Below are 13214 nucleotides of genomic sequence, written 5' to 3' on the forward strand. Positions count from 1 at the left end.
TTAATCTTCGTTTTTACGGGTTTCGCGGTTCGTGAATTGAATGGTGTAAACGGCCCCGTTTTGGGTCGCGTACTGCACTTTTCCGCCAATTTGCCGGCTCAGGTCATTGACCAGTTGCAGACCGAGCGTTTTGGCTTTGGCCGGATCAAAATCGGAGGGCAAGCCGGGTCCGTTATCGGCATACCGCAACTGGTATTTGCCCCCGCTGGTCGATTGAATCGCCAGTTTTATTTCCCCGGCGGCAACTCCGGCAAAGGCGTACTTAAAGGAATTGGACAGCAATTCATTCAAAATCAGGCCCAGCGGAACAGCTGAATCAATATCGAGGTGCAAATCCGGTACGGTGATGTCAATGGTTACCGGTTTTTGTTTCTGATAGACACTTTGAATCTGTCGGCAGAGGTCATTGATAAACCGTTTCAGGTCGATGGTGCTGAGGTTCTCAAACTGATACAGATTCTGGTGAATGAGGGCAATGCTCCGAACCCGGTTTTGTCCTTCCCGCAGGGCTTCCCGGGCCGTTTCATCCGCCAGCCCCTTGCTCTGAAGTTCCAGCAAGCCCGAAATGACCTGTAAGTTATTCTTGACCCGGTGGTGGATTTCCTTCATCAAGACATCCTTTTCCAACAGCAACGCCGACTGTTCGGAAAGGGACTGCTTCAACTGGGCCGTTCGTTCGTTGACCGTCTGTTCCAGTTTCTTTTTATCGGCAGCCAATTGGTTGATTCGGAACCGGATATAAAAGTAAACAGTCAGCAGAAAAAGCATGGCCATGCCGACAATGAACCACCACTGCAAATAGAAGGGTTTCAAAACGGTCAGGGGAATCGTTAATTCACGTTGACTCCACGCCCCTTCCCCATTTTGTCCTTTGATGCGCAGCGTAAAGGTTCCGTAGGGCAACCCGCTGATCCGGATGGAGTTTTCAGTTAAATAATTCCAGTCCTGATCGATACCTTCGATTTTATAGGCGTAACGGTGTCCTTCCTCTTTGGTAAAATCCAGCAGTTGGAATTCCAGGGTAAAGAACTGATCGTCAGGTTCCAGAATAATGTTTGACGTACGGAGCAACTCGGCCGTTTTGCTAACCAATTTGTTTTGGGAACCGACAAACTGGTTAAAAGCAATGAGTTGCAGCGGCACCCGTAACGAGTTGGTATCGGCCCGGAAATCCCGGGGATCAAAGGCGTTCACGCCATCTAACCCACCAAAAAATAACCGGCCATCATCCGCTTTGAACGACGACGTGCGGTTGAACTCATTGTGGGAAAGGCCATCGACGGTTGTATAGGTGTTGACCGAAAACGTCTTGCGGTGAAAACGGATCAGGCCGTTGTCGGAACTAATCCAGAGCTGGCCAAATTCATCGGGTTCGATTCGGTACAGGACATCGGAGGGAAAACCCGCCGTGATGGTAAACTGCCGGATCGCATGCGTTTTGGGGTCCCAGCGGTAAAGCCCTTCGCCACTGGTGGCCAGCCAGAAAATCCCATCGGCATCCTGGTAGGCATCCAGCAGACTTAAGCCACTGAGAAACGGGGATTGAAGCTTGACCATCGTCAACCGTCCCTGGTCGATGCTCAATGTATACAATCCATTCTCGGCAACCGCCCACACGACACCGCCTTTTCCCCGGAAAAACCGGTAGACAAATCTGGCTTCGGGTGCGTTAGGCGTCGAAACGGTATCAAATTGCCGGGTATGGGAATTAAACCGGGAAAAACCGTTGGTGCGGCCCAGGAGCAACAGGCTGTCGTTCACCGAAAACATCGACCAGATTTCCGATCCCTGTCCGCCCGGTAAGGCCGTGATCGCATTCCTGGTTTCATCATACCGAAACAGATGGTAACCACCGACATACAAACCCGATTGGTGCCTGGCCACCGCGTATTTAATTTCCTCATTGGACTCGGCCACCGCCTGCATTTTACCATTCTGCTGCCGGAAGGTATGAGTCCAGATGTTGGCCATGACCTGTCCGGTTTGATCCGCATAGATTCCCCGGGCCTGGCTGTTGGGTTGAAGGCTTTGCTGACGGCTGGAAAAATACGGTTCAAATCGGTTTTTTTCGATTTTCAACTGGAGCACACCCAGGGAGGTGCAAAGCCAAAGGTTGCCCAGATTGTCCGGAAAAAGTCTGTAGATAAACAGATTCTCGAACCCTTTTAAATCCGATTTGGAAAGCACCTTCAAAAAAGTAGTTTCATTCCACACGTAAAGGGCGTCCGTGCTGATGTACAAAATGGAAGAAAGACCGTTGGTGGCGACCACAATCTGATACCAGTAGCGGCCTTTTATGGCGTCCAGTTTGTATTTGCGCAGATCCGGAACGGATTCAAGCCGACCTTTTCGGGTGACCAGGCCCACGGCGAAGCTATCCACCTCGGTTTTGGTGTTGTAGGTAAGTAAAAGGTGGTTATCACGGGTGAACCCAATCGGCAACGAGCGCAATACATCCTTTTGGGTAAAGGCAAAAACCGTATCATTCGTGGTCAGATATTGGGGGGCCTGATTGGTTATTTTCAGTAATGCTTTTCCGTTCCCGAACGTACAAACGGGTCCGGTCACGCGGTAATCGAATGACGGGTCTGTCCGGTCCCAGCCTTTCATTTCGAAGTGAAGCCGAAACCCACTTTTGGACGAATATTTCCATAACCGGAAGGGAAAAGCGGTTAAAAAATTGACTTCATTGCTTCCATCATTTGCAATCCAGTATACATCCTGCTCTTTAAAAGGCAGGTTTGGAAAAGCTTCCGTGAGCGTTTTAACTTCCTGCGACTGCGCATTCATTACATCCACTTTTCCGTTGGTAGCGAGTTGAAAACCGGTACTGCCGTATTCAATAAACAGGTGATTGGCATCGTCTTTCGCCAACTGCACCACCTTATTGTCCTGGAGCTTATTTCGCTGCCGGGTAAAGAGCAGACACTCTTTCCCGTCATAGCGGTTCAACCCGTTGCGGGTGCCAAACCACATAAAACCGGCGGCATCCTGCAAACCACAGAACACCTCGTGTGAAGCCAGTCCATTTTCTATGGAAAGCAGCCGTTTGGTAATCGTAAAATCAGCGTGAGCAGAGGGCAATCCGCTTTGTCCCAGCAAGGAAGGCCCGGTAATCACGAAAGCCAGTATCAAGGAACCGCGAAAGAAAAGGGCCAAGGTAGTTCGCTTTACGTGAAGAAAGAAACCTGTCATTTTAACACGTCTTAAAACGCGTCTACAATACGATAGAAGTTGAAAAAGAACAAGCCTCAAGCGGCAAGTAAATCGAAACCTGGACTTGAGAGGTAAAAATAATAGAAATTTGTCGAGAAGGAAGGGCATGCTTTTACCCGGGCACCTGTTCACAATAGGCATTTTGCTGGATTGGGCCAACCCTGGTGGCTATTGGATGTCGTCTTTCTTAGCCTAATACGAGTTGTCAATTTGAGCCAAAATGAACGGACCTTGTTCCTGAAAACTGGGCAATGAGCAGCAGAGAGTTTCGCGGAGGAAGCGACGACCATGCAAAAGGCGTTTGCCGGTAAAAATTAGCGGTGATTGGAACGTAAAACCGGTTTATCTGTCCTGAAGGGAGCTCCGGGAATGGAGACTCTCTTTTTTGTTGGTAAGTTTGTCTTTTGCAGGGCCGATGGAAATCAGCCAAACCTTCGTCTGGTTTCCCGATCGTAGTACGTTTACCGACCATCATCCAATCATTTTTAAAGCCTTATGCGGACCGTTATCTTGACCATCGCTTTTCTGTTTTCGATGAGCCCTGTTTTTGGACAGGCCGAAAACGAAAAACTTAAAATCGCTCACCTCACCGGCGACTTTTACATTTATACAACCTACAACACGTACGAAGACTCCCGCGTGCCAGCAAACGGGATGTACCTTGTGACGAATCAGGGGGTTGTGATGTTCGATACACCCTGGGACACAACCCAGTTTCAGCCCTTGCTTGACAGCATCAAAGTCAGGCATAATAAACAAGTAATCATGTGTTTTGCAACGCATTGGCATAGCGACAAAACGGCTGGACTTGACTACTACCGGCAACAGGGAATAAAAACCTATACGACGGTTCTGACTGATGAGTTAAGCAAAAAAAACAATAAAAAGAGGGCTGAATTTTTAATGACAAAAGATACCGTTTTCCAGGTCGGGCCCTATTCCTTTGCAACCTATTTTCCCGGGCCAGCCCATACGGAAGACAACATTGTGATCTGGTTTGATAAAGAAAAAATCCTCTTCGGGGGATGCCTGATAAAAGGCGTTGATGCGAAAGATTTAGGGTTTTTGGGCGATGGAAATACCGCCGAATATGCATCTACGCTGAAAAGAGTTCAGAAAAAATACCCCAATCCGAAATTCATTATTGTAGCGCACAGTGATTGGAAAGACATTAATTCATTGAAACATTCACTTCGGATGGCCAAAGAACTTAAAAAGAAAAACCACCGTTAACACCGGTTTGGCGACGGTGGGCAGACCGTTGAAATCCAACAAGCCAACAAACTCCTGAAACGACTATGTCAATTACCAGAGAAGCGGAATTAACCGGAATGCAAAAAGCCAGTGAGGCCGTTGCGTACGCCTTAAAGGCCATGCGAAATTATGCGCAACCCGGTATGACCACCAAACAGCTCGACGACTACGGAGCCGCCATCCTCGCTGATTTTGGGGCCAAATCGGCTCCGAATTTAACCTACAACTTTCCGGGGTGCACCTGCATCAGCGTGAACAATGCGTTTTGCCATGGCCTTCCGTCTGACAATACCATCCTTCAGGAAGGCGATTTAGTGAACATCGATGTTTCGGCCGAGCTGAACGGGTTCTGGTCCGACAACGGCGGCTCCTTTGTGCTGGGTCAGGACATCAACCGGCACCAGAACTTAATCGACGCTTCCCGGCAGATTTTACAGAAAGCCATCTATACCATCAAAGGCGGGGTTCGTATTGCCGACATCGGCCATCTGATCGAAACGGAAGCCAAAAAACGGGGCTACAAAGTCATCAAAAACCTGACGGGGCACGGAATCGGAAGAAGCCTGCACGAAGAACCCCGCGAAATAGCGAATTACCGGGACCGTTCGAATGCGACGCGGTTCAAGAAAAATTCGGTCGTTGCCATTGAAACCTTCATTTCAACGACCTCCACCTATGCCGAAACCCTGAACGACGGCTGGACCATGGTTGGCAATAAGGGCGGTTTTATGGCGCAACACGAGCATACGATTGTGGTTACGGATGGAAAACCGCTGGTGCTGACCGAAATGAATGAAATCTGGTAGGAAAGCCCAAACCGGACGGCGGTAATTCAGGCCGAAACCTAACGCACATTAGGTAAGATTGGAGCCCATTTTGAACGGATAGTAATCAGTAAAATCAGTTCGATCCGCTAAATCAGCGTTCCTATCTCCTTTTAAATCAACAAATATCCACAGGATGACAAATAAAGCAATTTTAGAAAAGGCCAACGCGGCCATTACCCAGGGCGACCACGAAGGGTTTCTGGCTCATTGCACGGAGGAGACGAAATGGATCTTTGTCGGCGACACGACCCTGCAAGGGAAGCAAGCCGTTCGGCAATGGATGACAACGGCCTATGCGGAGCCTCCAAAATTCAGGGTCGAGCACTTCATTGCCGAGGGTGATTTTGTTACGGCCATCGGAACTATCAGTCTGAAGGATGACGACGGAAAAACCGCTCTCTATGAATACTGCGACGTCTGGCGATTCCGTGACGGTAAAATGGACGAATTGAAAGCGTTTGTCATTAAACCGTAGAAAGTAGAATACTCTAAATTATTTCGCGGAGTTGAGCGGAGAAAAGATGAGTTTTTAATCCCCTCCGCTTAACTCTTCTGTTCTCCTTTTAACTCCGCGAAATAACGCTACAACTGCACAGAATAGACGATATAGAAATTGGAAAAATCAAGATCTATTGCCGGTTTAGTGGGTCCAACCTTGCTGGTTATGGTGGTATCCGAACTGAAACTTTGGAACCCAACGCTTTATGATGAGCAGATTGTGCCGCTGGTTTATTTATCCGGTGTTCTCCTGTTTGTGGCAGGCTTGTCAATTGTCCGTAATCATCCGGTTTGGGTACTGGGATGGCAAACCACCGTAACGATCACCGGGTGGTTGGGTATGCTGTTGGGCCTGATCCGGATGTTTTATCCGCAATCTTACAAAAACAACTTTGACAACGGTACCTCGACTCTGGTCTTTGAAGTACTGTTGATTCTTTTAGGGGTGTTTCTGACGTATAAAGCGTATTGGCCAACCCAAAAACGCTAGAACAAAAAATAACCGGAGACCTGCTGGCAGAACTTTCGTGGCGAAGGCCAAATTGATTGCAGTTGAATGATGAATATAAAAGTGCAGAGTCAAACGTACCGCACTTTTACATTCATTATTCATCATTCTTTTACCACGGACTCACCCCCGAAACCGGATCATTATCCGTGCTAAAAAATCCGCCGGTTGGTCCGTTTTCGTCCAGTATCGCATATTTAACCACCAGACTGGCAGCATCTTCAACGGTTCCCGGCCCGCTGTGGTGGTTAAAATCCGTGGCCGTGTAGCCCGGATCGACGGCGTTGACTTTGAACGGCGTGTCACGCAGTTCATACGCCAGCACGACGGTATAGGCATTCAGGGCGGTTTTGGAAGGGCCGTAAGCGGCTCCTTTAACGCCGTAGTATTTCCACGTAGGATCACTGTGTAAGGTCAATGAACCCAGACCCGAAGTGACGTTGACGATGCGGGGAGCTTCTGATTTTTCGAGCAAATCCAGGAAAGCCTGGGTAACCTGAATGACACCGAAAAAATTGGTGTCGAAAACCTGCCGGATCATGGCCAGGTCCGCCGAGGTAGCCGGTTGGGGGAAGGCCCCGCTGATGCCCGCGTTGTTGATCAGAACATCCAGAACATCGGTTTTCCGGCCGAGTTCCTGCCGGGCAGCTTTCACCGATTCCGGATCACTGACATCGATTTTGAGGAGTTCGACCTGATCGAGTCCTTCCGCCACTAAACTTTCAACGGCCTTTTGGCCCTTTTCAACATCCCGGCTTCCCAGGTACACGTAATAGCCGTCGCGGAGAAGTTGACGGGCGGTTTCCAGTCCGATGCTTTTGTTGGCACCGGTAATGAGTACTTTTTTCATAGAGTCTGATGCGGTAAACCGTGTTTGATTTGTACATCACAAACGTACGGCGGCCGAATCGATGAATCCCTGTACGGTTTTCGGTTTCAATGGTACATTTCACGGATGGTGGTTCGGTAGCCCACCGGCGTCTGGTCCGTCAGGCGCTTAAAGAACCGGTTGAAGTAGGACGCATCCTCAAACCCGAGTTGCGCGGTAATTTCTTTCACCGACTGATCGCTGTGGAAAAGCAGTCGTTTGGCTTCCAGCACCAGCCGTTCGTGGATGTGTTCGATGGCGGTTTTTCCGCTTTGTACTTTAATCGTTTCGCTCAGATGACCGGCCGAAAGATGCATCAAATCGGCGTAATCAGCCACCTGATGCAGTTCTGTGAAACGGGCTTCCACCAGATTCTGAAACCGTTTCACCAGCTGCCGGTCGATAATGCGGTCCTCCGTCGTAAACTGTTCGGTATACAACCGGCTTAAATAGATGAGCAAAACCCGCAAATAGGACGACACCATCTCATTGCCCCAGTCGCTTGGCTGGTGGTATTCGCGGGTAATTTTGTCCAGGGTTTCTTCTATAAATTCGACATCCCGCGCGCTCAGGATCAGCTCATGACCGTTTTGCGGATTCTGAATCAGGGGTAGTTTTTTGAGCAATTGGTTATCGTCGAGTGCCAGGAATTCCTCCGTAAAGGCAATGAGCGTACCGTGCAGGGGGGCAAGTTCTTCCTTCAAAAGAATCTGGTGGGGAACGGTAAAATAAAACGTTTGCGGTTTTATCGTATACGGCGTCATGTCGATCCAGTGGCGGGTCCGGCCGGTTTTGATATACACCAGGAAATAATAGTCCTTTCGATGGGGCGTTAAAATATCGTCCTTATGCTCGAGCATCTGCCCGGTCCCCTCCACAATCTGAAGCATCGGGTTGGCCAAACGGCCCATTTGCTCCAGCGGATACCGGGGAATTTCAAATTCGGGTTTGATGGAATACATGGAAATATTGCTCGATAGAAAGGGTGTATTAGATAGGAATCTTAACGGGGAAATAATAAAGATGAAGCTGGTTTAAATTTTGGATAGGAACGCGGATGAACCGGATTGAACGGATCAAAACGGATTATAATCAGCGAAAATCTGTCTAATCTGTTTTATCCGCGTTCCTATCCTTAAACAGCAACACTCATTAACATTTAAAATCCCTTTCTATCAACCCCGTTTCTTTAGCGGATGTTCCAGGTCTACCCATCTGCTCACAGATTCTGACCACCCGAAACTTCAATGCGCTGGGCGTTGATCCAGCGGGCCTCTTCGGTACAGAGAAAGGCCACGACCCCGCCGATATCATCCGGTAAGCCGGCGCGGCCCAATGCCGTTACACTGGCAATGTGCTGATTCACCTGCTGATTGTCGCGGGTCGTACCACCACCAAAATCGGTTTCGATGGCACCCGGTGCCAGGGTGTTGACCGCAATGCCGCGCGCGCCCAACTCTTTTGCCAGATACCGGGTCAACACTTCGATGGCCCCTTTCATGGAAGCATACGCAGAATAGCCGGGCAAGCTGAACCGGGCCAGGCCCGTAGACAGGTTGATAATCCGCCCGCCGTCGTTGATCAGGGGCAGGGCTTTCTGGGTGAGGAAATAAACGCCTTTGAAATGAATGTTCATCAATTGATCGAACGCTTCTTCCGTGGTTTCGGCAAACGAGCCGTAGAGGCCAATGCCCGCGTTGTTGATTAGAAAGTCGAAGCGGTCGGTTGCAAACGTATCGTGCAATACGGTCGTTAATTCGGCAAAAAAGCCGTCGAAACTTTTCACCTCACCGGTATTGAGCTGCAGAGCCGCGGCTTTCTGACCGGTTTTTTCGATCTCGGCCACGACGGCCAGAGCCTCTTCTTTATTGCTGTTATACGTCAGGACTACGTCGATTCCTTTTTGGGCCAGACGCAGGGCCATATTTTTACCCAATCCGCGGCTACCGCCGGTTACGAATGCGATTTTACTTTGAGATTCCATCGTTGTATTTCGGTTAATTTGATGGCACAAAGGTAGATCGCAGGGCGGGATCGCTGTTTGCGAACATCAATCCAATGTTTGCAAAATTCAAATCAGGCGTTCACGAACGGAAGGCGATGGGGGTGAAGGAAGTCTGTTTTTTGAAAAAATTTGAGAAGTGCGCCACCTGCTCGAAACCCAGCGAATACGCAATTTCAGAAATGTTCCAGTCGGTTTGTTTCAGAAGGATCTTGGCTTCCTGAACAATGCGGCTGCTGATGATGTCGGTGGTGGTTTTGCCGGTGCTTTCTTTCAGTACTTTATTCAGGTGATTGACGTGAACCGCCAGCCGCTCGGCATAATCCCGGGCCGTTCGCAGGCTGAGTTTCTGATGCGGAGACTCGATCGGAAACTGCCGTTCCAGCAGTTCGATAAACAGGGAAGATACCCGGGCCGTGGCCGTATGGGATGGATACAGGGCGGTTTCGGGCTGCAATTTTTGTCCGTAATGAATCAACTCCAGGACATAATTCCGCAGCAAATCGTATTTAAAGGCATAATTGGATGCCAGCTCCTTATACATTTTCCGGAAAATATAGGCGATGTCTTCGGAAGCTTCGTCGGTTAGCTGGAAGATGGGGTACCCGCCCGGCTGAAAGATCGGAAGATCGTCCAGTATCACCCCGCTTTTGGTCTGAACCAGAAAATCGGCCGTAAAAATGCAGAAGTGGCCGAACTGGTTTTCGTCCTGCGGCACCCAGTGATACGGTATTTTCGGGGTGGCAAACAGCAGGGCATTCTTTTCAATATCAATCACTTTGTCCGCATATTCGGCCTTATTCCGGCCGCTGATGTGGCTGATTTTGTAATACGCCCGCCGGTTGTAGGGCATCACCTGCTTCGCTCTGAACTGAGCGGCAATCTCGTCAATCTTGAAAACGTTGAAATGGCCGATCTCTTTGCTGATGCCTTCCGGGATCAGAGACGCCGTTTCCCTGTAAAAATTTTCCAGTGTGGTAATTTCCATACGCGAGCCGGTTTGCGAAATTCAAATGTACGTAATTTTGACTGGAATCGGTATGGTCAAAAAAATCGACGTCTTCACCCAGCGGTTCTTTCCGGAATGAGCGTTACCGTCCGCTCACCAATCCTGTCAAATTCAAGCAGAAAGGAGTAGATTTGGCAATCGCTTACGCAGAAAACTTCCTCTCAATCAAAAACCTCATCCAGCAAACGTATGAACCCCCGGTTTACCAAACAGATTTTTGGACTTTTCGTCGCTATCCTGCTCGCACAGGGTGCCTACGCCCAGACCAAAGCCGAAAAAATTGATGCGCTGATGCGCCAGTATTCGGAAAATAAACAGTTCAACGGCACCGTGCTGGTGGCCGAAAATGGAAAAGTGATTGTCAAGAAAGGGTACGGACTGGCCAATATGGAATGGAACATTCCGAATACGCCCGATACCAAATTCCGGCTGGGTTCGGTCACCAAGCAGTTCACGGCTTTCCTGATTATGCAGCTGGTCGATCAGGGCAAGTTGAACGTCAACGAGAAAATCACGACCTATCTGCCGGATTATCCCAAAGCGACTGGTGATAAAATTACCGTCCACCATTTGCTGACGCACACCTCCGGTATTTCGAACTACACGGCTTTTCCCAAATTCTTTGAAACGATGAGCCGTAATCCGTACACACCCGAAGCGTTCGTGAAACAGTTTTCGGATAAGCCGCTGGATTTTGAACCCGGCACCAAATTTTCGTACAGTAATTCGGGGTATTTTTTGCTGGGCGTCCTGATCGAAAAACTAACCGGAAAACCGTACGCGACGGTTTTACAAGAGTCCATTCTGACGCCCGCGCAATTGAAAGACACCGGCTATGACATGCCCGGCCCGATTCTGCCGAAGCGGGCGGCCGCCTACGAGAAAAAAGGGGGCGGCTACGTCAATGCGCCTTATCTGGACATGACGATTCCCTACGCGGCCGGTTCGCTTTATTCGACGGTGGAGGATTTATACCGCTGGGATCAGGTTTTGTATACCGATAAAATGCTGTCAGCGGCTTCCAAAAAGGCGCTGTTTACGCCATTTCAGGCAAATTACGCTTACGGCTGGGGGGTCGGCAAGGCCAAAATCGGGCAGCGGAAAGACAGCGTTCTGCTCATTTCCCACGGCGGAGGCATCAATGGATTCAACACCCAGTTTACCCGAATTCCCACCGATAAACACACGATAATTCTGCTCAATAATACGGGAGGAACGGTTTTGGGAGCCATGCAGGCTAGCATCCTGAACATTCTTTACGACCAGCCCTACGAGAAACCAAAAAAATCCATCGCCACGGCGTTCCGGCAGACGCTTACGACCGCATCTCTCGAAAAAGCCGTTCAGCAGTTTGCCGTTTTGAAAACGGATAAAGCGTATTGGTTGAATGAGGACGAAATGAATGCATTGGGATACGAACTGCTGGCGGAAGAAAAAATAAAAGAAGCACTGGCGGTTTTCAACCTGAATGCGGAAGCATTTCCAAATTCGTCCAATGTGTATGACAGCCGGGGTGAGGCTTATCTGAAAAAGGGCGATAAAGAGCTGGCGATCAAGGATTATAAAAAATCGGTCGAACTGAATCCCCTCAACACCAACGGCATCGATGTATTGAAGGGTCTGGGCGAAAAAGTGGAAGGTGTAAAAGACGTCACGGTATCGGCCGAAATTCTGGAAAAATACGTCGGTAAATACGAGTTGGCGCCGACTTTCAGCATCACGGTGACCCGCACGGATACGCAACTTTTCGGCCAGGCGACCGGCCAGAACCGGTTTGAGCTTTTTCCGGAATCGGAAACCAAATTTTACCTTAAAGTGGTCCCCGCCCAGGTAACCTTTGTGACAGATGAAAAGGGGCAGGTGACGAAGCTTATTCTCCACCAAAATGGGCAGGATGTTCCGGGTAAACGCGTTCCTTAGTTGGCAGTTTTAGAGAAGAACCGTAGTCATGATTCGCATATTTCAACAAGATGAAGCCGCCGTTCGGAAGGTTCGGGATATTGATTCCTTTTCCGATACCGAACGCACCCTCTGGGTTGATTTACAGAACCCTACGCGCGAAGAAACCAAAAGCGTGGAGGATAAATTTGACGTGAATTTTCAGTCGCAGCAGGAGCAATCCGAGATCGAAAGCAGCTCGCGCTATATCGAAGAAGACGACTTTCTGATTGCGAACTCCAATTTCATGGTGCCCGACAAAGAGCAGATGTACGTGACGGTGCCGGTCAGCTTTATGCTCAAAGACGATACGCTGTTTACGTACCGGAATGCCGATCTGAAGTCGTTTGCCGATACCGTAAAGCGGATCAAATCGCGCCGGTCAATGTTCAGCGATGGTGCCCAGATCCTGATCACCATCTTTGAAAGCCGCATCGACTACGACGCCGACTTGATCGAGGTGGTTTCGCTGGAGATTAAAACCATCAACCGGCAGTTGGACATCGACGCCAATCTGGATCGCGAAATGCTCTTGAAAATCAATGATTATCAGGAACTAACGATGTCGATTCGGGAGAATGTGGTCGATAAACAACGCGTAATCACCTCCATGATTCGCAGCGACGGCTGGTTTACCGACGAGGAACAACAGCGGCTCCGGACTCTGATCAAAGACATCAACTCCCTGATCGACCACACGAATTTTATTTTCGAACGGCTGGAATTTCTGCAAAATACCTACCTCGGTTTAATCGACCTCGAACAAAACCGCATCGTCAAGATCTTCACCGTGGTATCGCTGGTTTTTCTGCCACCGACTTTGCTGGCGAGCATTTGGGGCATGAACTTCGCCAATATGCCGGAGCTAAGCTGGCAGTTGGGCTACCCGATTGCGCTGGCTTCCATTGTGCTGTCGTCGCTGGTTACCCTGCTGATTTTCAGGCGGAAAAACTGGCTTTAGGGAGTTAGAATTAGGAGTTCAGAATTAAAAGTTAAGAGTTAATGGTTAGGATAGGATAGTCTTTTCAGTAACTGTGTCAACCAACCGCCCCGTCGTCGGACGGCCGATGCCGCCCCGTCTTAACTTTTAACTC

At 49.3% G+C, this 13214-nt stretch carries 11 protein-coding genes; 6 read left to right on the forward strand and 5 right to left on the reverse strand.

Annotated elements, in window-relative coordinates; translation table 11 throughout:
* Positions 1 to 3159, reverse strand: a complete 3159-nt coding sequence (locus EHT87_RS03290) for a histidine kinase dimerization/phosphoacceptor domain -containing protein (RefSeq protein ID WP_185716129.1) — start codon at positions 3157 to 3159, stop codon at positions 1 to 3.
* A gap of 552 nt (positions 3160 to 3711) precedes the next feature.
* Here EHT87_RS03290 and bla point away from each other — a divergent pair.
* The 4 genes from bla (at position 3712) to EHT87_RS03310 (ending at position 6285) form a co-directional block, all read left to right on the forward strand.
* Positions 3712 to 4449 carry a BlaB/IND/MUS family subclass B1 metallo-beta-lactamase gene (gene bla / locus EHT87_RS03295; protein WP_124903819.1) on the forward strand — a complete coding sequence of 246 codons (738 nt, stop codon included), beginning with the start codon at positions 3712 to 3714 and terminating at the stop codon, positions 4447 to 4449.
* 65 nt (positions 4450 to 4514) lie between these two features.
* Positions 4515 to 5276: a type I methionyl aminopeptidase gene (gene map / locus EHT87_RS03300; protein WP_124903821.1), complete on the forward strand. Its 762-nt coding sequence runs from the start codon at positions 4515 to 4517 to the stop codon at positions 5274 to 5276.
* A 154-nt stretch (positions 5277 to 5430) separates the two neighbouring features.
* Positions 5431 to 5772, forward strand: a complete 342-nt coding sequence (locus tag EHT87_RS03305; protein WP_124903823.1) for a nuclear transport factor 2 family protein — start codon at positions 5431 to 5433, stop codon at positions 5770 to 5772.
* Between the two features lie 189 nt (positions 5773 to 5961).
* The gene (locus EHT87_RS03310; protein ID WP_229320816.1) at positions 5962 to 6285 is read left to right on the forward strand and encodes a hypothetical protein; all 324 of its coding nucleotides are present in this window, start codon (positions 5962 to 5964) and stop codon (positions 6283 to 6285) included.
* 130 nt (positions 6286 to 6415) lie between these two features.
* Here the strand turns inward: EHT87_RS03310 and EHT87_RS03315 are convergent, their stop codons facing one another.
* From EHT87_RS03315 to EHT87_RS03330, 4 genes are all read right to left on the reverse strand, one after another.
* Positions 6416 to 7153, reverse strand: a complete 738-nt coding sequence (locus EHT87_RS03315) for an SDR family oxidoreductase (RefSeq protein ID WP_124903827.1) — start codon at positions 7151 to 7153, stop codon at positions 6416 to 6418.
* An 86-nt stretch (positions 7154 to 7239) separates the two neighbouring features.
* Positions 7240 to 8133 carry an AraC family transcriptional regulator gene (locus EHT87_RS03320; protein ID WP_124903829.1) on the reverse strand — a complete coding sequence of 298 codons (894 nt, stop codon included), beginning with the start codon at positions 8131 to 8133 and terminating at the stop codon, positions 7240 to 7242.
* A gap of 257 nt (positions 8134 to 8390) precedes the next feature.
* Positions 8391 to 9155 carry an SDR family oxidoreductase gene (locus EHT87_RS03325; RefSeq protein WP_124903831.1) on the reverse strand — a complete coding sequence of 255 codons (765 nt, stop codon included), beginning with the start codon at positions 9153 to 9155 and terminating at the stop codon, positions 8391 to 8393.
* Positions 9156 to 9255: 100 nt separating this feature from the next.
* A complete protein-coding gene (locus tag EHT87_RS03330; RefSeq protein ID WP_124903833.1) occupies positions 9256 to 10161 on the reverse strand; it encodes a helix-turn-helix domain-containing protein in 906 nt (301 codons plus the stop codon).
* Positions 10162 to 10371: 210 nt separating this feature from the next.
* Between EHT87_RS03330 and EHT87_RS03335 the strand changes: the two genes are divergently transcribed.
* Positions 10372 to 12102, forward strand: a complete 1731-nt coding sequence (locus tag EHT87_RS03335; RefSeq protein ID WP_124903835.1) for a serine hydrolase — start codon at positions 10372 to 10374, stop codon at positions 12100 to 12102.
* A 28-nt stretch (positions 12103 to 12130) separates the two neighbouring features.
* Positions 12131 to 13081: a magnesium/cobalt transporter CorA gene (corA, locus tag EHT87_RS03340; RefSeq protein WP_124903837.1), complete on the forward strand. Its 951-nt coding sequence runs from the start codon at positions 12131 to 12133 to the stop codon at positions 13079 to 13081.
* Positions 13082 to 13214: the final 133 nt, after the last annotated feature.

It is taken from the genome of Larkinella knui (genome assembly GCF_003858645.1).
Taxonomy (GTDB): Bacteria; Bacteroidota; Bacteroidia; order Cytophagales; family Spirosomataceae; genus Larkinella; species Larkinella knui.

What these genes read in the sequence shown, in the direction of transcription:
- corA (WP_124903837.1), top strand. Translation starts at nt 12,131, where the DNA reads ATGATTCGCATATTTCAACAAGATGAAGCCGCCGTTCGGAAGGTTCGG.
- EHT87_RS03315 (WP_124903827.1), bottom strand. Translation starts at nt 7,153, where the DNA reads ATGAAAAAAGTACTCATTACCGGTGCCAACAAAAGCATCGGACTGGAA.
- EHT87_RS03330 (WP_124903833.1), bottom strand. Translation starts at nt 10,161, where the DNA reads ATGGAAATTACCACACTGGAAAATTTTTACAGGGAAACGGCGTCTCTG.
- EHT87_RS03335 (WP_124903835.1), top strand. Translation starts at nt 10,372, where the DNA reads ATGAACCCCCGGTTTACCAAACAGATTTTTGGACTTTTCGTCGCTATC.
- bla (WP_124903819.1), top strand. Translation starts at nt 3,712, where the DNA reads ATGCGGACCGTTATCTTGACCATCGCTTTTCTGTTTTCGATGAGCCCT.
- map (WP_124903821.1), top strand. Translation starts at nt 4,515, where the DNA reads ATGTCAATTACCAGAGAAGCGGAATTAACCGGAATGCAAAAAGCCAGT.
- EHT87_RS03320 (WP_124903829.1), bottom strand. Translation starts at nt 8,133, where the DNA reads ATGTATTCCATCAAACCCGAATTTGAAATTCCCCGGTATCCGCTGGAG.
- EHT87_RS03325 (WP_124903831.1), bottom strand. Translation starts at nt 9,155, where the DNA reads ATGGAATCTCAAAGTAAAATCGCATTCGTAACCGGCGGTAGCCGCGGA.
- EHT87_RS03310 (WP_229320816.1), top strand. Translation starts at nt 5,962, where the DNA reads ATGGTGGTATCCGAACTGAAACTTTGGAACCCAACGCTTTATGATGAG.
- EHT87_RS03305 (WP_124903823.1), top strand. Translation starts at nt 5,431, where the DNA reads ATGACAAATAAAGCAATTTTAGAAAAGGCCAACGCGGCCATTACCCAG.